This is a genomic window from Cellulomonas carbonis (assembly GCF_014636275.1).
Classification (GTDB): Bacteria; Actinomycetota; Actinomycetes; order Actinomycetales; family Cellulomonadaceae; genus Actinotalea; species Actinotalea carbonis.
In genome coordinates this window covers 204,564-222,945 of record NZ_BMEB01000004.1, presented here as the reverse complement: position 1 = coordinate 222,945, position 18,382 = coordinate 204,564, and the positions used below count along the sequence as shown (strand labels likewise).

At 74.7% G+C, this 18,382-nt stretch carries 18 protein-coding genes, 1 tRNA gene and 1 riboswitch; of the genes, 6 read left to right on the top strand and 13 right to left on the bottom strand.

Annotated features, from left to right (window positions below; translation table 11 throughout):
* Positions 1-131 precede the first annotated feature (131 nt).
* The 12 genes from IEV86_RS13375 to argS all read right to left on the bottom strand — a co-directional run bounded on the left by IEV86_RS13375 (position 132) and on the right by argS (position 13,975).
* Positions 132-626, bottom strand: coding sequence for a Cg1360 family ATP-synthase-associated protein (locus IEV86_RS13375; protein WP_043606425.1), 495 nt, complete (start codon positions 624-626; stop codon positions 132-134).
* Positions 623-1,741, bottom strand: coding sequence for an MraY family glycosyltransferase (locus IEV86_RS13370; protein WP_043606422.1), 1,119 nt, complete (start codon positions 1,739-1,741; stop codon positions 623-625). Before IEV86_RS13370 ends, IEV86_RS13375 begins: the two co-directional genes overlap by 4 nt.
* Complete coding sequence (locus tag IEV86_RS13365; protein WP_438501601.1) at positions 1,738-2,382, bottom strand: L-threonylcarbamoyladenylate synthase; 645 nt, start codon at positions 2,380-2,382, stop codon at positions 1,738-1,740. The genes IEV86_RS13370 and IEV86_RS13365 overlap by 4 nt, the downstream gene beginning before the upstream one ends.
* Positions 2,379-3,347 (bottom strand): peptide chain release factor N(5)-glutamine methyltransferase, encoded by a 969-nt coding sequence (prmC, locus tag IEV86_RS13360; protein ID WP_268235234.1) that lies wholly within the window; start codon positions 3,345-3,347, stop codon positions 2,379-2,381. The genes IEV86_RS13365 and prmC overlap by 4 nt, the downstream gene beginning before the upstream one ends.
* A complete protein-coding gene (gene prfA, locus IEV86_RS13355; protein ID WP_043606420.1) occupies positions 3,344-4,426 on the bottom strand; it encodes a peptide chain release factor 1 in 1,083 nt (360 codons plus the stop codon). Before prfA ends, prmC begins: the two co-directional genes overlap by 4 nt.
* Before the next feature lie 111 nt (positions 4,427-4,537).
* Entirely contained in the window at positions 4,538-4,756 is a 219-nt protein-coding gene (gene rpmE, locus IEV86_RS13350) for a 50S ribosomal protein L31 (RefSeq protein ID WP_043606417.1), read from the bottom strand.
* Positions 4,757-4,908: 152 nt separating this feature from the next.
* Positions 4,909-7,041 carry a transcription termination factor Rho gene (gene rho / locus IEV86_RS13345; protein WP_188484705.1) on the bottom strand — a complete coding sequence of 711 codons (2,133 nt, stop codon included), beginning with the start codon at positions 7,039-7,041 and terminating at the stop codon, positions 4,909-4,911.
* Between the two features lie 342 nt (positions 7,042-7,383).
* A complete protein-coding gene (thrB, locus tag IEV86_RS13340; RefSeq protein ID WP_043607120.1) occupies positions 7,384-8,325 on the bottom strand; it encodes a homoserine kinase in 942 nt (313 codons plus the stop codon).
* Positions 8,326-8,331: 6 nt separating this feature from the next.
* Positions 8,332-9,402 (bottom strand): threonine synthase, encoded by a 1,071-nt coding sequence (gene thrC / locus IEV86_RS13335; RefSeq protein WP_043607118.1) that lies wholly within the window; start codon positions 9,400-9,402, stop codon positions 8,332-8,334.
* Positions 9,402-10,688 carry a homoserine dehydrogenase gene (locus IEV86_RS13330; RefSeq protein ID WP_043607116.1) on the bottom strand — a complete coding sequence of 429 codons (1,287 nt, stop codon included), beginning with the start codon at positions 10,686-10,688 and terminating at the stop codon, positions 9,402-9,404. The genes thrC and IEV86_RS13330 overlap by 1 nt, the downstream gene beginning before the upstream one ends.
* Before the next feature lie 189 nt (positions 10,689-10,877).
* Positions 10,878-12,296, bottom strand: a complete 1,419-nt coding sequence (lysA, locus tag IEV86_RS13325; protein WP_043607114.1) for a diaminopimelate decarboxylase — start codon at positions 12,294-12,296, stop codon at positions 10,878-10,880.
* On the bottom strand, positions 12,293-13,975 hold the full coding sequence (gene argS, locus IEV86_RS13320) for an arginine--tRNA ligase (RefSeq protein ID WP_043607112.1): 1,683 nt from the start codon (positions 13,973-13,975) through the stop codon (positions 12,293-12,295). The genes lysA and argS overlap by 4 nt, the downstream gene beginning before the upstream one ends.
* Before the next feature lie 109 nt (positions 13,976-14,084).
* Here argS and IEV86_RS13315 point away from each other — a divergent pair, with 109 nt between their 5' ends.
* Together IEV86_RS13315 and IEV86_RS13310 are read left to right on the top strand one after the other, a co-directional pair.
* Positions 14,085-14,747, top strand: coding sequence for a FadR/GntR family transcriptional regulator (locus IEV86_RS13315; protein WP_043607110.1), 663 nt, complete (start codon positions 14,085-14,087; stop codon positions 14,745-14,747).
* A 58-nt stretch (positions 14,748-14,805) separates the two neighbouring features.
* Positions 14,806-14,878, top strand: a tRNA-Arg gene (locus IEV86_RS13310).
* A 216-nt stretch (positions 14,879-15,094) separates the two neighbouring features.
* On the opposite strand, the gene IEV86_RS13305 is transcribed toward IEV86_RS13310, so the two are convergent.
* Positions 15,095-15,322, bottom strand: coding sequence for a BldC family transcriptional regulator (locus tag IEV86_RS13305; protein WP_052426253.1), 228 nt, complete (start codon positions 15,320-15,322; stop codon positions 15,095-15,097).
* A 19-nt stretch (positions 15,323-15,341) separates the two neighbouring features.
* A riboswitch (cyclic di-GMP riboswitch) is annotated at positions 15,342-15,418 on the bottom strand.
* Positions 15,419-15,710: 292 nt separating this feature from the next.
* On the opposite strand from IEV86_RS13305, the gene IEV86_RS13300 reads away from it, so the two are divergent.
* The 4 genes from IEV86_RS13300 (at position 15,711) to IEV86_RS13285 (ending at position 18,374) form a co-directional block, all read left to right on the top strand.
* Positions 15,711-16,166 (top strand): SRPBCC family protein, encoded by a 456-nt coding sequence (locus tag IEV86_RS13300; protein WP_043607108.1) that lies wholly within the window; start codon positions 15,711-15,713, stop codon positions 16,164-16,166.
* A gap of 144 nt (positions 16,167-16,310) precedes the next feature.
* Positions 16,311-16,736 carry a helix-turn-helix transcriptional regulator gene (locus IEV86_RS13295; RefSeq protein ID WP_043607105.1) on the top strand — a complete coding sequence of 142 codons (426 nt, stop codon included), beginning with the start codon at positions 16,311-16,313 and terminating at the stop codon, positions 16,734-16,736.
* 5 nt (positions 16,737-16,741) lie between these two features.
* Positions 16,742-17,158: a VOC family protein gene (locus IEV86_RS13290; RefSeq protein ID WP_043607134.1), complete on the top strand. Its 417-nt coding sequence runs from the start codon at positions 16,742-16,744 to the stop codon at positions 17,156-17,158.
* Between the two features lie 37 nt (positions 17,159-17,195).
* Positions 17,196-18,374: a MalY/PatB family protein gene (locus tag IEV86_RS13285; protein WP_043607103.1), complete on the top strand. Its 1,179-nt coding sequence runs from the start codon at positions 17,196-17,198 to the stop codon at positions 18,372-18,374.
* The last annotated feature ends 8 nt before the right edge of the window (positions 18,375-18,382 follow it).

Below are 18,382 nucleotides of genomic sequence, written 5' to 3'. Positions count from 1 at the left end.
CACGGGCGCACCATCGGACCGATGACGTGTTGGATCGCGGGAATCGTAACCCATCGCGACCCACCGGCAGGACCTCCGTCCCACCCTTTGTGCATTCTTTCACATGTAGGACAAGGGCCGTACGTCCCTGGTCACGAGCCGTGGCCCGCGGCGGGCTCGACGTACGGGACGCGGCCCGTCCGGACGGCGCGGTAGTCGAGGTAGACGGAGCCGAGCACACCTGCGAGGACGACCACGACGAGCACCTCGCGGTCGTAGAACGTGAGGTCGTCGAGCACGGCGAAGAGGACGACGAGCAGCAGCATCTTCACGAGCCACGCGCCGAGGATCACCGCACCCGTGGTCGTCGCGGACGCGTCCGCGGTGCGCAGCATGCTCAGCACGGTGGTCCCGCTGAACACGAGTGCCACACCGGCTCCGATCAGCGCACCCCAGACGCCCGGTACGCCCTCGAGGGCGTACCCGATCCCGACGCCCAGCACCGCGACGGCGGCCACCAGCACGAGCATGTCGCGCAGAGCACGACGGAACACCGCGTGCACCGCACCTCCCGACGGGCGCGCCTCCCCCGCGAGGGCGGGCTGGTCGGGCACGGGCCGGTCGGGCACGGGGTCGGGCGTCGTCATGCCGGGGCTCCTGTGGGGGAAGGGCGGCGGGCCTTGCCGCGCAGCGGTCCGAGGGTCAGTGCGAGGACGGCGAGCGCTCCCGCGCCGAGGATCCAGAGCGTCGTGGTGGTCGTCCAGACGGCCAGAGCGGCCGCCCCGAAGGCGAAGAGCGCCGTCCAGAGGTACATGATGACGACCGCGCGGCGGTGCGAGTGGCCGAGCTGGAGCAGCCGGTGGTGCAGGTGCCTGCGGTCGGGGTGGAACGGGCTGCGGCCGGCACCGACGCGGCGCAGCACCGCCAGGCCCATGTCGAGCAGCGGCAGGATCAGCACCGCGACCGGCAGCAGGATCGGCAGGAACGCCGGGATCTGCTGGCGCTGGGACACGATGTCGGGGTCGATGTTGCCGGTCACCACGATGCCCGCGGCCGCGATCGTCAGCCCGATGACCATCGAGCCCGAGTCGCCCATGAAGATCCGCGCGGGGTGGAAGTTGTGCGGCAGGAACCCGACGCACGCACCCACGAGCACCGCCACGACGACGCTGGCCTCGTTCGCGTAGTCGGTCGGCGTGGACTCGCGCGTGAGCAGGTACGTGTAGACGAAGAAGCCCGTGCCGCCGATGGCCACCAGGCCCGCCGCGAGGCCGTCGAGGCCGTCCACGAAGTTCACGGCGTTGATCGCGACGACGACGACGAGCACCGTCGCGACGAGCGACATCTGCGCGGACGGGACGGTCACGCCGAAGATCGGCAGCGACACGAGCTGCACACCGCCGAGCCACGCGATCATCCCCGCCGCGAGGACCTGCCCGATCAGCTTGGTGAACCAGTCGAGGTCCCACACGTCGTCGGCGGCCCCGAGCGCCGCGACCATCGCGGCACCACCGAGGACGGCCCACGTCGTGTGCGACGAGAACACGCCCTCGAGGTACGGCATGCGCGACGCCACGAGCATCGCGACGACCATGCCGAGCAGCATCGCGACACCGCCCATCCGGGGCGTCGGGATCGCGTGCACGTCCCGGTCACGCACGGCCGTGATGGCCCCGGACCGCAGCGCGAGCCACCGGGCGAGGGGCGTGGTGAGGTACGTGACCGCCGCGGCGAGCAGCATGAGGAGGAGGTAGATCCTCATGCGTCGCCCTCCCCCGTCGCGGCGTCGAGCACGGTCGCGAGCCGGTCGGCGGGAACGGCGCCCGGGCGGAGGACGCGGGCCGGGGTCACGGTCGCGTCGACGACGGTCGACCGCTCGCCGCCGTCCAGCGGCCCGGCGTCGAGGTACACGTGGACGGCGTCGCCGAGCTGCTCGCGCGCCTGCTCGACGGTCGTCGCGGGGGCTCCGCCCGCGCGGTGGGCACCCGTGACCGCGAGGGGTCCCGTGCGGCGCAGGAGCGCGAGCGCGGCGGGGTGGTCGGGCGAGCGCACCGCGACCGTCCCGTCGGGCGCGAGGTCCCACGCGAGGGACGGCTGCGCGCGCAGGACGAGGGTCAGCGGTCCCGGCCACTCCTGCGCGAGGAGCGCCCGGACCTCGTCGGGGACGTCGGTGCACAGGCCGTCGACCGTGCGCGCGTCCGGGACGAGCACGGGCGGGGCCACGCGGCCGCGCCCCTTGGCCGCCGCGAGCGCGTCGACCGCGGTGGGCGAGAACGCGTCGGCGGCGACGCCGTAGGCCGTCCCGGTGGGCAGGACCACGAGCGCCCCGCGACCGAGCGCGTGGACCGCCTCGTCGAGAGCGGCGCCCCACGAGCCGGGGTCGCGGCAGTCGATCACGGTCACGGTCGGGAGTCTCCCACGCCCGCCCGGACGTCGGTCGAGGCCCGCCGCGCCACGACCATCCGGTCCCGTCCCGTGAGGTCCTGGCGTGTCGCCACGTCCACGAAGGCGCCCGTCCCGGCGACCAGTCGCCGCACGGCCTCCGCCTGGACCTCGGCGTGCTCCATCACCAGCAGACCGCCGGGCCGCAGGAGGCGCGACGCCGTACGCACGACACCCCCGGGGACCTCGAGCCCGTCGGGCCCACCCCCGTAGAGCGCACGGTCCGGGTCGTGCTCGCGCACCTCCGGCTCGGTCGGGACGGCGTCGGGCGGGATGTACGGCGGGTTCGACACGACGACGTGGACCGTGCCGTCGAGCTCGCAGAGGACGTCCGCCGCTGTCGCGTCGCCGCGGTGCACCGTCACGCCACGCGCCTCGACGTTGCGCCGCGTGAGGGACACCGCGGCGTGGTCGACGTCCACGGCGACGACGCGCGAGCCGGGCACCTCGCTCGCGACGGACGCGGCGATGCCGCCGGCACCGCAGCACAGGTCGACGACGAGCGGGACGTCGCCCGCCCTCGTGACCGCAGCGGCCTCGTCGACCGCGACCTGCGCGACCGTCTCCGTCTCGGGCCGGGGCACGAAGACCCCCGGCTCGACGTGCAGGACGAGGTGCCGGAACGGGGCCGAACCGACGATGTGCTGCAGCGGCTCCCGGCGGCGGCGGCGCTCGACGAGCGCGGCGAACGCGACGCGGACCTCGTCGGCCGGCTCGGGGGCGAGGGCCGGCTCGTACCGCGTGACCCCCAGCGCGTGCGCCGCGAGGGCCCGCGCGTCGTGCTCGGGCGACGGCACCCCCGCCTCGGCGAGGACCGTGCCGGCCGCCGCGACGAGACGCCGGAACGACGGCGTCGGGCGCGCGTCGGCGTCGTCCCGGACGCCCGTGGCAGGGGCGTGCGGGGTCACGTCGCGGTCGCCGCTCACGACCCGCCGGCCTCGGCGAGGCGTGCGGCGTCGTCGGCGTCGATCGCGGAACGGACCACCGGGTCCAGGTCGCCGTCGAGCACCTGGTCGAGGTTGTACGCCTTGTAGCCCGTGCGGTGGTCGACGATCCGGTTCTCGGGGAAGTTGTAGGTGCGGATCCGCTCGGACCGGTCGACGGTGCGCACCTGGGACCGCCTCGCCTGCGATGCCGCCGCAGCGGCCTCCTCCTGCTGGGCGGCGAGGAGACGCGCGCGCAGGATCCGCAGCGCGGACTCCTTGTTCTGCAGCTGCGACTTCTCGTTCTGGCACGAGACCACGATCCCGCTCGGCAGGTGCGTGATGCGCACGGCCGAGTCCGTCGTGTTGACCGACTGGCCGCCGGGACCGGACGAGCGGTACACGTCGATGCGCAGGTCGTTCGGGTCGATCTCGACCTCGCCGGCGTCGTCGACCTCGGGCAGCGCGACGACGCCCGCGGCCGACGTGTGGATGCGCCCCTGCGACTCGGTGACGGGCACGCGCTGGACACGGTGCACGCCGCCCTCGTACTTCAGGTGCGCCCACACGCCCTCCGACGGGTCCCCCACCGTCCCGCGCGCCTTCACCGCGAGCGTGACGTCCTTGTACCCGCCCAGGTCCGACTGCGTGGACTCGAGCACGTCGGTCCGCCACCCCCGCCGCTCGGCGTAGCGCTGGTACATCCGCAGGAGGTCGCCCGCGAAGAGGGCCGACTCCTCGCCGCCCTCGCCCGCCTTGATCTCCAGCAGGACGTCGCGCGCGTCGTCGGGGTCGCGCGGGACGAGGACGCGGCGCAGCACCTCGGCGGCCTCCTCCGCGGCGTGGCGCAGCGAGGGCAGCTCCTCGGCGAAGGCCGCGTCGTCGCGCGCGAGCTCCTCGGCGGCCTCCGCGTCGTCGGCGGCCTGCTGGTACGCGCGGTAGGCCGCGACGACGCGGTTCAGCTCGGCGTACCGGCGGCCGAGCGCCCGCGCACGCACCGGGTCCGCGTGCACCGCGGCGTCCGCGAGCTGGGCCTCGATCTCCTCGTGCTCGACGAGCAGGTGGGCGACCGCGTCGATCATGCGTCCATCATCCGTCCATCACCGCGGCTCGGGCCGGTCCGACCGACCCCGGACACGACTGCGCCGGCGGGACGGCATCGCTGGATGCGTCCCGCCGGCGCAGGCGGGTGGCTACTTGGCGGCCGGCTTCTTGCCGTACCGGGCCTCGAACCGGGCCACACGGCCACCGGTGTCGAGGATCTTCTGCTTGCCCGTGTAGAACGGGTGGCAGGCGCTGCAGACGTCGGCGTGGATCTGGCCGCTCGTCGCGGTGCTGCGCGTCGTGAACGTGTTCCCGCAGGTGCAGGTGACCGTCGTCTCGACGTAGTCGGGGTGGATGTCCTTCTTCACGGGTCTCTCTCCATTCGGGTCGTCCCCGGGTCGCGGGCGGGCTCGCCCACGTGAACCGGAGACCGAGGGGACAGTCTGCCAGAACGCCGGCGACCGGCCGAATCTTCCGGGCCGGTCACCGCGCGTCCCCGGACGGGGACGCGCCGGGCGACTCAGTCGCCGTGGTGCCCCGGGGGCGTCGGCGTCGTCTTCTGGACCTGCAGCAGGAACTCGACGTTGCTGTGCGTCTCGCGCAGCTTGCCGAGCAGGAGCTCGATCGCCTGCTGCTGGTCGAGCGCGCTCATCACGCGGCGCAGCTTCCAGCTGATCTTGAGCTCGTCCGCGGGGATGAGGATCTCCTCGCGGCGCGTGCCGGACGCGTCGACGTCCACGGCCGGGAAGATGCGCTTGTCCGCGAGCTGCCGGGAGAGCTTGAGCTCCATGTTCCCCGTGCCCTTGAACTCCTCGAAGATGACCTCGTCGGCCTTCGAGCCCGTCTCCACGAGCGCCGTCGCGAGGATCGTGAGCGAGCCGCCGTTCTCGATGTTGCGCGCCGCACCGAAGAACCGCTTCGGCGGGTAGAGCGCGCTCGAGTCGACGCCACCCGACAGGATCCGGCCCGACGCGGGCGCCGCGATGTTGTACGCGCGGCCCAGCCGGGTGATCGAGTCGAGCAGCACGACGACGTCCTGGCCGAGCTCCACGAGCCGCTTGGCGCGCTCGATCGCGAGCTCCGCGACGGTCGTGTGGTCGTCGGCGGGCCGGTCGAAGGTCGAGGCGATGACCTCGCCCTTCACCGTGCGCTGCATGTCCGTGACCTCCTCGGGGCGCTCGTCGACGAGCACGACCATGAGGTGGACCTCGGGGTTGTTCGTGGTGATCGCGTTGGCGATCGCCTGGAGAACGAGCGTCTTGCCTGCCTTGGGCGGCGACACGATGAGACCGCGCTGGCCCTTGCCGATCGGCGCGACCAGGTCGATGACGCGCGTCGTCAGGACGTTCGGCGCGGTCTCGAGGCGCAGGCGCTCCTGCGGGTACAGCGGCGTGAGCTTGCCGAACTCGGGACGCGTCCGGGCCTGCTCGGGCGGCATGCCGTTGACCGAGTCGAGCCGGACGAGCGCGTTGACCTTGCTGTTGCGGCCCTGCGGCTGCGGGTCGCCCTCGTGCGGCTGGCGGACGGCTCCGATGACGGCGTCGCCCTTGCGCAGGCCGTGGCGCTTGACCTGGTTCATCGAGACGTACACGTCGTTGTCGCCCGGCAGGTACCCGCTCGTGCGCACGAACGCGTAGCTGTCCTTGATGTCGAGGATGCCTGCGACCGGCAGCAGGACGTCGTCGTCGCCGACCTCCACCTCGTCGTAGCCACCGAGCTCGTCACGCGTCCCCCGGCCGCGACGCTTGTTGCGGTCCCGGTCGCGGTAGCGACCGCGACGACGGCGGCCGCCACCCTCCTCGTCGTCGTCGAGACGGGCGACGTCGGGGCCGCCCTGGCGGTCGACCCGTGGCTGCTGCGCCTGGTCGCGCTGGACGGGCTGGTCGCGCTGGACCTGCGTGCCCTGGCTCTGCTGGGCCTGCTGCCGTGGGTCCCGCTGACCCTCGCGGGCCGCGCGCGGGCCGTCGGCCTCGCCGTCGCGACCGCGGCGGGGTCGGCGCCCGTCGACCGACACGGCACGAGCGGCCTCCGCGGCCCGCGCGGCGCGGTCGTCGTTCGCGGCGGCCTCGGCCGCGCGCCGCTCGGCGTGCGCGGCGATGTCCCCGAGGTCGAGCGTCGGGCGCTCGACCTGCCGCTCGTCGGTGCGGCCCTCGGTGCGGCCCTCGGCGCGCTCGTCGGCGCGCTCGTCGGTCCGCCCGGTCCGGCCCCGGTCGGTGCGCCCGCCGGCACGCCCGGCCCGGTCGTCGTCGACGCGCTCGGCGCGGACCTCGTCGGCGCGCCCGCTGGGCTCGTCGACGGTCGTCCGGGTGGTCACCTCGGCGGCGGGCGACCCGGCGGGCCGACCAGCGCGCCGCGACGCACGACGCGCGACCGGCGCCCCGGACGGGGTCTCGGCCTGCGGCTCCGACGTGGACGGGCTCGCGGCCTGCTCGCGCGCGGGGGCCTCGTCGCGGGGCGCCGCGGACGACGTCCCGCCCGCGCGGCGCTCCCGGATCGCGGACACCAGGTCGCTCTTGCGCATCCCGGACGTCCCACGCAGGCCCAGCTCGGCGGCGAGGGCCTGGAGCTCGGGCAGGCGGAGCGCGGAGAGGGCGCCGGAGCGGGCGGCGGACGCGCCTGCGCCGCTGCCGACGACCTCGATGGTCTCTGTCACGAAGGATCCTTCCCTCGTCGGCGGCCGGGGTGCATGGCACGACGGGCCGCAGGGTTCGACGTCCGGGAACCCGGAACGCGGTGGTCGCGACCGGTCACGACGGGCGCAGCCTGCAGCGGCTCGACCGTGGGAGCGGTGGCGGGGATCCCTCCGGCACGCAACGCGCTACTGCTAGCCGCTGGCTTGCTGCTGGCTTCGGCTGGACCGCCGGGGGATGCTCCACGGTACCACCGGTCCACGCGCCGACCGTGCACCGTGTGGCGCACGTCACCCGGTCGGGCTCACGTCGCGCCGCTGCCTGAGGGCCCCGACACCGACCGTCACGGCCGGCGGTCGACGGGCTCAGCCCAGCCGCACCGCGCGCGCACCACCCGCGACGCCCGGCGCGAGGACGCGCCAGCCGGCCGCCGTGGCACCGCCCGTGTCCCGCGCCCCGAGGGCCCGGTCGAGCACCTCCCCCGCCGCGTCGCCGTCGGTGCCGCGCGTCAGCACGAGGACCGACGGGCCCGCGCCGGACACGACCGCCGGGAGCCCCTCGGCCCGCAACGCACGGACGAGCTCCCACGTGGGACGCATGACGGAGGCGCGGTAGTCCTGGTGGAGGCGCTCCGCCGTGGCCTCGAGCAGCAACGACGGCTCGTGGCACAGCGCGTGGACGAGGAGTGCGGCACGGCCCGCCGTGAAGGCCGCGTCGGCGTGCGGGACCTGGGCGGGCAGCACACCGCGTGCCGTACGCGTCGCGCAGCGCTCGTCGGGAACGAGCACCACGGGGACGACGTCGTCGTGCAGCGGCAGGACGGCCGCCCGCGGGCCGCTCGGCGTCTCCCACGCGACCGTCGCCCCGCCGAGCAGCGCGGGTGCGGCGTTGTCGGGGTGCCCCTCGAGCCGCGTCGCGAGCATCAGCACGGTCGCGTCGTCGAGCGCCTCGGGGTCGGAGACGAGCATGCGGGCGGCCAGCAGCCCCGCGACGACGGCCGCGGCCGACGAGCCCATGCCCCGGCCGTGCGGCACGCGGTTGTGGCACCGCAGGTGCAGGCCCGTCTGCGGCGCACCGACGTGCTCCAGGGCCGTCCGCAGGGCGTGGACGACGAGGTGGTCCTCCCCCGTCGGCACCTGGCCGGCGCCCTCGCCCGTGACCTCGACGGTCACCTCGGCGCTGCCGAGCGCGCGCACGTCGACGACGTCGTGGTGCGCGAGCGCGAGGCCCATCGCGTCGAACCCGGGCCCGAGGTTGGCGCTCGTGGCGGGCACCTCGACGCGGACGTGGTCGTGGGCGAGTCGCACGGCGCCTCAGCCCAGGTCGAGCGCGTCGGCGATGGACACGACGTCCGCCGACACCCGGACCGGGACGACCTCCTCGCCGTCGGCGTTCCGCAACGCCCACTGCGGGTCCTTGAGCCCGTGGCCCGTGACGGTGACCGTGATGCGCGCGCCCGCCGGGACGCGTCCGGCCTCGGCGAGCCGCAGGAGGCCCGCGACGCCGGCGGCCGAGGCGGGTTCGACGAACACGCCCACGCGCGAGGAGAGGAACCGGTGCGCCGCGAGGATCTCCTCGTCGGTCACGGACTCGATCAGCCCGCCCGACTCGTCGCGCGCGGCGAGCGCCTGCTGCCACGACGCCGGGTTCCCGATCCGGATCGCGGTGGCGATGGTCTCGGGGTGCGTGACGGGGTGGCCCGCGACGATCGGCGCGGCGCCGGCGGCCTGGAAGCCCCATATCGCGGGGCGCCTCGTCGAGACGCCCGCCGCGGCGTACTCGTCGTAGCCCTTCCAGTACGCCGTGATGTTGCCCGCGTTGCCGACCGGGAGGACGTGCACGTCCGGCGCGTCGCCGAGCGCGTCGACGATCTCGAACGACGCCGTCTTCTGGCCCTCGATCCGGTCCGGGTTGACCGAGTTCACGAGCTCGACGGGGTGGACCTCGGCCAGCTTGCGCGCGGCGACGAGGCAGTCGTCGAAGTTGCCGTCGACCTGGAGGAGGCGCGCACCGTGCGCGACGGCCTGGCTCAGCTTGCCCATCGCGATCTTGCCGTCGGGCACGAGGACCGCGCAGGTCATGCCCGCCGCGGCGGCGTACGCGGCGGCCGACGCGGACGTGTTCCCGGTCGATGCGCACACGACCGCCTTGGCCCCGCGTGCCGCGGCGGCCGAGATCGCCGTCGTCATGCCGCGGTCCTTGAACGACCCGGTCGGGTTCATGCCCTCGACCTTGAGCCGCACGTCCGCACCCACGGCGTCCGACAGCGCCGCGGCGGGGACGAGCGGCGTGCCGCCCTCCCCCAGCGTCACGACGCGCCGGGTGAGGTGCTCGGGCAGGTGGTCGGCGTACTCGGCGATGACGCCGCGCCACTGGTGGGCCATCAGGCTCCCTCGACTCTCAGCACGGACAGGACGGCCCGGACGACGGGCAGCTCGGCGAGGTCGACGACCGTCGCCGCGAGGTCGGCGTCGCGCGCCGTGTGCGTCACGACGAGCAGGTCGGCCTGGTCGCCGTCGGCCCGCGCCTGGCGGACCGTCTCGATCGACACGCCGTGGCCGGCGAAGACCGAGGCGACCTGGGCGAGCACGCCCGGTCGGTCGTCGACCCGCACCTGGACCTGGTACCGGGTGAGCGCCTCGGCGACCGGGTGGACCGTGAGCGCGGCGTGGCTCGACTCGACCGGGCCCTTGCCGCCGAGCACGCGGTGCCGCGCGACCGTCACGACGTCGCCGAGCACCGCGCTCGCCGTCGGCGCACCGCCCGCGCCCCGGCCGTAGAACATGAGCTCGCCGGCGGACTCGGCCTCGACGAACACCGCGTTGAAGGCGCCGCGCACGCTCGCGAGCGGGTGCCCCGTCGGCACGAGCGCCGGGTGGACGCGCACGACGACGCCGTCGGCGACGCGCTCGGCGACCGCGAGCAGCTTGACGACGTGGCCGGTCTCGGCCGCGAGCGCGACGTCCTGCGCGGTGACCGCGAGGATGCCCTCGCGGTGCACGTCGTCGACGCTCACCCGCGTGTGGAACGCGAGCGACGCGAGGATCGCGGCCTTCGCCGCCGCGTCGTGGCCCTCGACGTCGGCCGTGGGGTCCGCCTCGGCGTAGCCCAGGGCCTGCGCCTCCTTGACGGCCTGGTCGAGCTCGAGCCCGTCCGTCGCCATGCGGTCGAGCACGAAGTTGGTGGTGCCGTTCACGATCCCGAGGACTCGCGTCACGCGGTCGCCGGCGAGCGACTCGCGCACCGGCCGGACCAGCGGGATCGCACCGGCGACGGCCGCCTCGAAGTACAGGTCGACGCCCGCGTCGTCGGCCGCCGCGTACAGCGTCGGGCCGTCCTGCCCCAGGAGCGCCTTGTTCGCGGTGACGACCGACGCCCCGCCCTCGATCGCCGCCAGCAGGAGCGACCGGGCGGGCTCGATCCCGCCCATCACCTCGACGACGACGTCCGCGCGGCGCACGAGCCCCTCGGCGTCCGACGTCAGGAGCGCGCGGTCGACCACCGGGTCCCGCGGCGCCGCGACGTCGCGCACGGCGATGCCCACGAGCTCGAGCGGAGCACCGACCCGGGCAGCCAGCTCGGTGGCGTCCGTGAGCAGGAGCCGTGCGACCTCGGTGCCCACGACACCGCAGCCCAGCAGCGCGACCCGTACCGGTCCACTCGCGTCCACGCGTGACCCTCCCTCGTCCGGCGCACCCGCCGTACGCGGGCCGATCCAGTTCCGCCCCGCCTCCGGCCGGGCGCGCCCAGGATAGGGGCGGCCCACCGACGCCGGACGGGGCGTCCACCGCGGGACGTCGGACCGGCTCGGCCGCACGCCTCGGCGCGCGACGGTCCACGGTCCCGCCGGGCCGCGCCGTCAGCCCAGGTCGAGCGCGAGCAGGTCGTCCTCGGTCTCGCGGCGCACGACGACGCGGGCGGCGCCGTCGCGCACCGCGACGACCGGCGGCCGCGGCACGTGGTTGTAGTTGGACGCCATCGAGCGCCCGTACGCGCCGGTCACGGGGACCGCGAGCAGGTCGCCCGCGCGCACGTCCGAGGGCAGCTCGACGTCGTGCACGACGACGTCCCCGCTCTCGCAGTGCTTCCCGACGACGCGCGACCGGACCGTCGTCGCCGCGCCGCGGCGCGAGACGACGCGCGCGGAGTACCGCGCGCCGTACAGCGCGGGCCGGAGGTTGTCGCTCATGCCGCCGTCGACCGAGACGTACGTGCGCACGAAGGGCTCGGCGGACGCTCCGTCGTCGCGGGCGTCGCGGGCGTCACGGGCGTCGCCGGTCGGGGCGCCGTCGACCGTCACGGGCTTGACGGTCCCGACGGTGTAGAGCGTCACCGTGGTCGGGCCGACGACGGCGCGCCCCGGCTCGATCGAGATCCGCGGTACGGCGTCCCCGAGGCGCGCGCACTCGTCGCCGACGGCGCGCGCCGCGGCACGAGCCGTCTCGACCGGGTCGAGCGCGACCTCGCCCGGGACGTACGCGACGCCGTAGCCGCCGCCCAGGTCGACCTCGCTGACGAGCACGCCCGTCTCGCGCGCGAGCGCGGACCGGAGCTCGAGGATGCGCCGCGCGGCGACCTCGAACCCCGACGGGTCGAGGATCTGGCTGCCGATGTGCGAGTGGATCCCGAGCAGCTCGAGCTCGGGACGCGCGAGCACCGCGCGGAGTGCCTCGAGGGCCTGGCCCCCCGCCACGGACAGGCCGAACTTCTGGTCCTCGTGCGCGGTCGAGATGTACTCGTGGCCACCCGCGTGCACGCCGGTCGTCACGCGGACCATGACGGGCGCGCGGACGCCGGCCCGGGCCGCCGCCTCCGCCACGCGGTCGACCTCGACGAGCGAGTCGAGGACGATGCGCCCGACCCCCGCCGCGAGAGCGCGGTCGATCTCGGCGTCGGACTTGTTGTTCCCGTGCAGGCCGATGTCCTCACCCGGGACGCCCGCCCGCAGCGCGACGGCGAGCTCGCCCCCGGTCGCGGTGTCGATCCGCAGGCCCTCCTCGTGCGCCCAGCGCGCGACCGCGACGCTGAGGAAGGCCTTGCCCGCGTAGTAGACGTCGACGCCGGCGCCGATCGCGGCGAAGGCCTCCTCGAAGGCGGTCCGCCACGCACGCGCCCGACGGCGGAAGTCCGCCTCGTCGAGGACGTACGCGGGCGTCCCGTGCTCTGCCGCGAGCGAGCGCAGGTCGACGCCCGCGATGCGGACCGCGCCGTCCTCGCCGACCTCGGCACCCGCGGGCCAGACCTGCGGGTCGAGCGCGTCGCCGGGGACCCCGCTCACATGCGCTCCGGTGCGCTCACGCCGAGCAGCCCGAGCCCGTTCGCGAGCACCTGGCGCGTCGCGTCGTTGAGCCACAGGCGCGTCCGGTGGACGTCGGTGACCTCCTCGTCGCCCATGGGCAGCACGCGGCGGTTCTGGTCGTACCACTTGTGGTACGCGGCGGCGAGCTCCTCGAGGTACCGCGCGACACGGTGCGGCTCGCGCAGCTGCGCGGCCTGCGCGACGACGCGACCGAAGTCGCCGATCGCGGCGAGCAGCGCGTTCTCGCTGGGGTGGTCGAGCTGCGCGGGGTCGAAGCCGTCCTCGCGCCGCACGCCGAGCTCGGCCGCGTTGCGTCCGATCGCGGCGGTCCGGGCGTGCGCGTAGCGCACGTAGTGGACCGGGTTGTCGTTGCTCGCGCGTGCCAGGAGGTCGAGGTCGAGGTCGATCGTCGTGTCGGTCGAGGACCGTGCGAGCGCGTACCGCGCGGCGTCGACGCCGACCGCGTCGACCAGGTCGTCGATCGTCACGACGGTGCCCGCGCGCTTGCTCATGCGGACCGGCTGGCCGTCCTTGACGAGGTTGACCATCTGGCCGATGAGGATCTCGAGGTTCGTCCAGGGCGTGTCGCCGAACGCGGCGCACATCGCCATCATGCGGCCGATGTACCCGTGGTGGTCGGCGCCCAGCATGATGATCGCGCGGTCGAACCCGCGCTCGCGCTTGTCGAGGTAGTAGGCGAGGTCGCCCGCGATGTACGCGGCGTTGCCGTCGGACTTGACGATGACGCGGTCCTTGTCGTCGCCGAACTCCGTGGTCCGCAGCCACGTCGCGCCGTCGGCCTCGAAGATGTGGCCGAGCTCGCGCAGCCGCGCGACCGCGCGCTCGACGGCGCCCGACTCGTGCAGCGCGTCCTCGTGGAAGTACACGTCGAAGTGGACCCGGAACTCGGCCAGCTTGGCCTTGATCTCGCCGAACATGAGCTCGACGCCGCGCCGCCGGAAGGCCTCCTGCGCCTCCGCGTCGGGGAGCGTCAGCGGGTCCGGCTCGCCCGCGGCCGCGGCGTCCGCCATGACCTGCTGAGCGATGTCGGCGATGTACTGGCCGCCGTACCCGTCCTCGGGTGCGTCCTCGCCCCGGGCACGCGCGAGCAGCGACCGGGCGAACCGGTCGATCTGCGCGCCGTGGTCGTTGAAGTAGTACTCGCGCACCACCTCGGCACCGCTCGCCTGGAGCAGGCGCGCGAGCGAGTCGCCGACGGCGGCCCAGCGCACGCCGCCGATGTGGATCGGCCCCGTCGGGTTGGCCGACACGAACTCGAGGTTGATGCGCTCGCCCGCGAGCGTCGCGTTGCGGCCGTAGGACTCCCCCGCCTCGACGACGGTGCGCGCGAGCTCGCCCGCGGCGGCCGTGTCGAGGGTGATGTTGAGGAAGCCCGGCCCGGCGACGTCGACCCCCGCCACGCCCGCGACGCCGCGCAGCCGCTCGGCGAGCAGGTCGGCGAGCGTGCGCGGCGGGACGCCTGCCCGCTTGGCGAGCTGGAGCGCGACGTTGGTGGCCCAGTCCCCGTGCTCGCGCGAGCGCGGGCGCTCGACCGAGACCGTGGCCGGCACGGCCGCCGGGTCGAGCGGGAGCGCGCCGTCGTCGACGGCGGACGTGAGGACGGCGTGCAGCGCCTGGGACAGCTCAGCGGGGGTCACCGGACAAGCCTATCGAGGCCGTCCGACCCGCCCCCCGTGCGGGTGAGCGGGTCGCGCGGGAGGGACCGATCGGTGTTGACTGCCTCCCACCCCCACGACCGGAGACGGGATGACACGCCGCACCAACCTCATCGACCTCGCCGTCGGACGGCTGCGTCAGCAGATCACGTCGGGCGCGTGGGAGGTCGGGACCCGGATCCCCGCCGAGCCGGAGCTGACCGAGCTGATCGGGGTCGGCCGCAACACCGTCCGCGAGGCCGTGCAGTCCCTCGTGCACGCCGGGATGCTCGAGCGCCGCCAGGGCTCGGGGACGTACGTGATCTCCAACTCCGAGCTCGGCAACGCGATGGGGCGCCAGATCGCGGGCGCCCACCAGCGCGACGTGCTGGAGGTCCGGCGCAGCCTCGAGGTCGAGGCGGCGCGGCTCGCGGCGCTGCGACGGACCCCCGAGCAGGTCGTCGAGCTGCGCGACCTGAGGGACCGCCGCGCGGACGCGTTCGCGGGCGGCGACCTCGAGCACATGGTCGACGCGGACCTGGTCCTGCACCGCACGATCGCCCGGGCGTCGGGCAACCCCGTGCTCCTCGCGCTGTACGAGAACCTGCTCGACGCGATCACCGAGAACATCCGGTTCAACTTCGAGCACCCTGCCCACGACGACGACTCGCACCACGAGCTGGTCGAGGCCATCGCCGCGGGCGACGCCGACGCGGCGATCCGCGAGGTGACCGACTACCTCAGCGAGCTCATCGGCGACGTCCACCTCCCCTGACGCGGGCGGGTGGCGGGCACGATGCGTCCCGCCGGGCTGGTAGTGTTCTGCGCGCCCCGCCCGCGTAGCTCAGGGGATAGAGCGTCTGCCTCCGGAGCAGAAGGCCGCAGGTTCGATTCCTGCCGCGGGCACAGAGCGAAGCCCCGGTCACCCCAAGGTGACCGGGGCTTCGTCGTCGTCAGGACGTGCTCACGGCGCAGGGTGGGCGCTGCGGCTGCAGCGGGCCAGGTCGGGGCGATGCCGACGGCGTTCCTGTCGACGTCCGTAGGAGCCCCGACGGGTCCGGGAACAGCCCCGGGCACGACGAAGCCCCCGCCGGTGTGACCGGCGGGGGCTTCGTCAGAGGGTCAGACCTCGGCGTCGCGCGGCTGCGGGACGCCGTGGAGCAGGCCGCGGACCTCGGCCTCGCTGTAGCGGCGGTGCCCGCCGAGCGTCCGGATCGCCGAGAGCTTGCCGGCCTTGGCCCAGCGCGTCACGGTCTTCGGGTCGACCCGGAACATGCTCGCGACCTCGGCGGGCGTGAGCAGCGCGCCGGGGGCGTCGGTACGGTCCTGCTGAGAGATCTGAGGCGACATGGCGCCACTCCGTTCGTCGTTCGGTGAGCCCGGCCGACCCGAAGGGTCCCGTTGGCTTTGCGTCCCCACCTCACGGTGGGTTTGCCCTTTTCGCTGACAACCGACACCGTGCCACAAATCCGGACATCCGTGCAACGGTCGGGCGCCTGTGAACGTGAACATTCACCCGTTCGCCGCACGCGCGGCGCCGCCGCAGCCCCGTGACCTGCGCATCCGCGGAGTCCCGCGGAGCGCACGGGAACGGGCACAGCCGGAGCCGACCGGGTGCGACGACCCGCGACCTCGGGTGACCGCTCGCCCGCCCCCTGCGGCTCGACGCGCGGTGCCGCGCGACCCGACCTAGCGTGGCGATGACGCACCACATCCCCGACCGACGAGGAGACGAGACATGCCGAGCGTGCAGGAGTCGATCGACGTCGAGGTCCCCCTGAGCACCGTCTACAACCAGTGGACGCAGTTCGAGGACTTCCCCCACTTCATGGGCGGCGTCGACAGCATCACCCAGGTCAGCGACACGCTCACGCACTGGAAGACGTCGATCGGCGGGGTCGACCGCGAGTTCGACGCCGAGATCACCGAGCAGCACCCGGACGAGCGCGTGGCCTGGACGTCCGTCGACGGCAAGACCCATGCCGGCGTGGTGACCTTCCACCGGCTCAGCGACACGACCACCCGGGTCATGGTGCAGATCGACTGGGAGACCGAGTCGCTCGTCGAGAAGGCGGGCGCCGCGCTCGGCGTCGACGACCGCCAGGTCAAGAAGGACCTCGAGCGGTTCAAGGAGTTCATCGAGTCCCGCGGCGTCGAGACCGGCGGCTGGCGCGGCGACGTCGACCACCCCTGACCGGCTCTGACCAGTCCTGACCGGCTTGCGGCCGGCTCCGACCAGGCCGGACGGCAGTAGCGAGAGGGGTGCCCCCGACCGGGGGCGCCCCTCTCGCGTGCGCGAGGGGTGCCCCTCCCGCGGGCGCGGTGCCATCGTGGGGTCGTGACGCTCGACGACCTCGTCCGCCTGCGCCGGGCACGCGACCGGATCGACCGCGAGTACGCTCAGCCCCTCGACGTGCCGTCGCTCGCCCGGACGGCGCTCATGTCCCCCGGACACTTCTCCCGCAGCTTCCGCGCCGCCTACGGCGAGACCCCGTACGGCTACCTCATGACGCGCCGCATCGAGCGGGCCAAGGCCCTCCTGCGCCGGGGTGACCTCAGCGTCACCGAGGTCTGCATGGCGGTCGGCTGCACGTCGCTCGGCTCGTTCAGCACGCGGTTCACGGAGCTGGTGGGCGAGAGCCCGAGCGCGTACCGCGCGCGCGACCACTCGGCGGGCGCCGCCATCCCCGCGTGCGTCGCCCGGGTCGGGACCAGACCGGTCAGGAACGAAGAAGCGCGCCCCGACGCGACGCCCCTAGCGTGACGGGCATGGACATCACCCTCGCCCAGTGCTTCATCGCCGTCGACGACCACGACCGTGCGCTCGCGTTCTACCGGGACGTGCTCGGGTTCGAGGTCCGCAACGACGTCGGCTTCGAGGGCATGCGGTGGGTCACCGTCGGGTCCCCCGCGCAGCCGGACGTCGACATCGTGCTCGAGCCGCCGCTCGCGGACCCGAACGCCCCGGCCGCCGACCGCGAGGCCATGGCGTCCCTGCTCGCCAAGGGCATGCTGCGCGGGGTCATCCTGCGCACCGACGACGTGGACGCGACGTTCGAGCGGGTCCGCGCGGCCGGCGCCGAGGTGCTCCAGGAGCCGATGGACCAGCCGTACGGCGTGCGCGACTGCGCTTTCCGAGACCCCGCGGGCAACGAGCTGCGGTTCAACCAGCCTCGCCCGCGCTGACGCGCTGAGGTCGCGAGGGTCCGGTTACGGTCGGCCCATGACGTCCGACCCGTCCGCCGACCCGTCGACGCTGGCGGGACGCCTGCGCGACGCGGGCTCCCTGAAGTGGACGGGCGTCGACGCGCAGATCGCCGCCTGGGTCGCCGAGTCGGACCTCGGCACGGCGCCCGTGGTCCTCGCCGCGGCGCGCGACGCCGTCGGCGCCGGGCTCGTCGGCTACCTGCCACCCGCGCTGCGCGCCGACCTCGGTGCCGCGACGGCCGAGCTCCACGCCGAGCGCTACGGGTGGGACGTGGACCCGGCCCGCGTCCACCCGGTCGCCGACGTGCTGACGGCCCTCCAGGTCACGGTCGAGCACCTCTCCCCCGCGGGTGCCCCCGTCGTCGTCCCGACGCCCGCGTACATGCCCTTCCTGACCGCACCGCGCCTCTGGGGCCGCGAGGTCCTGCCGGTGCCGATGCGCACGGACGACGCCGGTCGGGCGGCGCTGGACCTCGACGCGGTGGACGACGCGCTGCGCGCGGGCGGTCGCGTCGTCGTCCTCACGAACCCGCACAACCCGACGGGCCGCGTGCACGACCGCGACGAGCTCGCCGCGCTCGCCGACGTCGTCTCGCGGCACGAGGGTGCGCGCGTCTTCGCCGACGAGGTGCACGCCCCCATCGTCCACGACGGCCGGCGCCACGTCCCGTACGCGTCGGTCTCGGCCCTCGCGGCGTCGCAGGCCGTCACCGCGACCTCGGCGTCGAAGGGCTGGAACGTCCCGGGGCTCAAGTGCGCGCAGCTCGTGCTCACCGCCGACCGTGACGTCCACGTCTGGCCGCGCGTGGACCACGTCGCCACGCACGGAGCCTCGACCGTGGGTGTGGCCGCCGCGATCGCGGCCTACCGGCACGGGCTGGGCTGGCTCGACGACGCCGTCGCGGTCCTCGGCGAGCACCGGACGGCCCTCGCCGAGGGCCTGGCGGAGGCGGTCGGCACGCGGGTGCGCTGGACGCCCCCCGAGGGCACCTACCTGGCGTGGCTCGACCTGCGGCCGGCGTTCGAGGTCGTCCCGGACGACCTGGCCCGGTGGGTCCGCGAGCGCACGGGCGTCGCGGTCGTCGACGGGGCGGCGTGCGGCGAGGCCGGGCGCGGCTTCGTCCGGGTCAACCTCGCGATGCCGCGCCCGCTCGTCGTCGAGGCGGGTCGTCGCCTGGCGGCCTGCCTGCGCTGACCGCGGAG

What these genes read in the sequence shown, in the direction of transcription:
- IEV86_RS13290 (WP_043607134.1), top strand. Translation starts at nt 16,742, where the DNA reads ATGGACATCACCCTCGCCCAGTGCTTCATCGCCGTCGACGACCACGAC.
- IEV86_RS13370 (WP_043606422.1), bottom strand. Translation starts at nt 1,741, where the DNA reads ATGAGGATCTACCTCCTCCTCATGCTGCTCGCCGCGGCGGTCACGTAC.
- prfA (WP_043606420.1), bottom strand. Translation starts at nt 4,426, where the DNA reads ATGATCGACGCGGTCGCCCACCTGCTCGTCGAGCACGAGGAGATCGAG.
- IEV86_RS13315 (WP_043607110.1), top strand. Translation starts at nt 14,085, where the DNA reads ATGACACGCCGCACCAACCTCATCGACCTCGCCGTCGGACGGCTGCGT.
- thrC (WP_043607118.1), bottom strand. Translation starts at nt 9,402, where the DNA reads ATGGCCCACCAGTGGCGCGGCGTCATCGCCGAGTACGCCGACCACCTG.
- IEV86_RS13305 (WP_052426253.1), bottom strand. Translation starts at nt 15,322, where the DNA reads ATGTCGCCTCAGATCTCTCAGCAGGACCGTACCGACGCCCCCGGCGCG.
- IEV86_RS13285 (WP_043607103.1), top strand. Translation starts at nt 17,196, where the DNA reads ATGACGTCCGACCCGTCCGCCGACCCGTCGACGCTGGCGGGACGCCTG.
- IEV86_RS13300 (WP_043607108.1), top strand. Translation starts at nt 15,711, where the DNA reads ATGCCGAGCGTGCAGGAGTCGATCGACGTCGAGGTCCCCCTGAGCACC.
- IEV86_RS13375 (WP_043606425.1), bottom strand. Translation starts at nt 626, where the DNA reads ATGACGACGCCCGACCCCGTGCCCGACCGGCCCGTGCCCGACCAGCCC.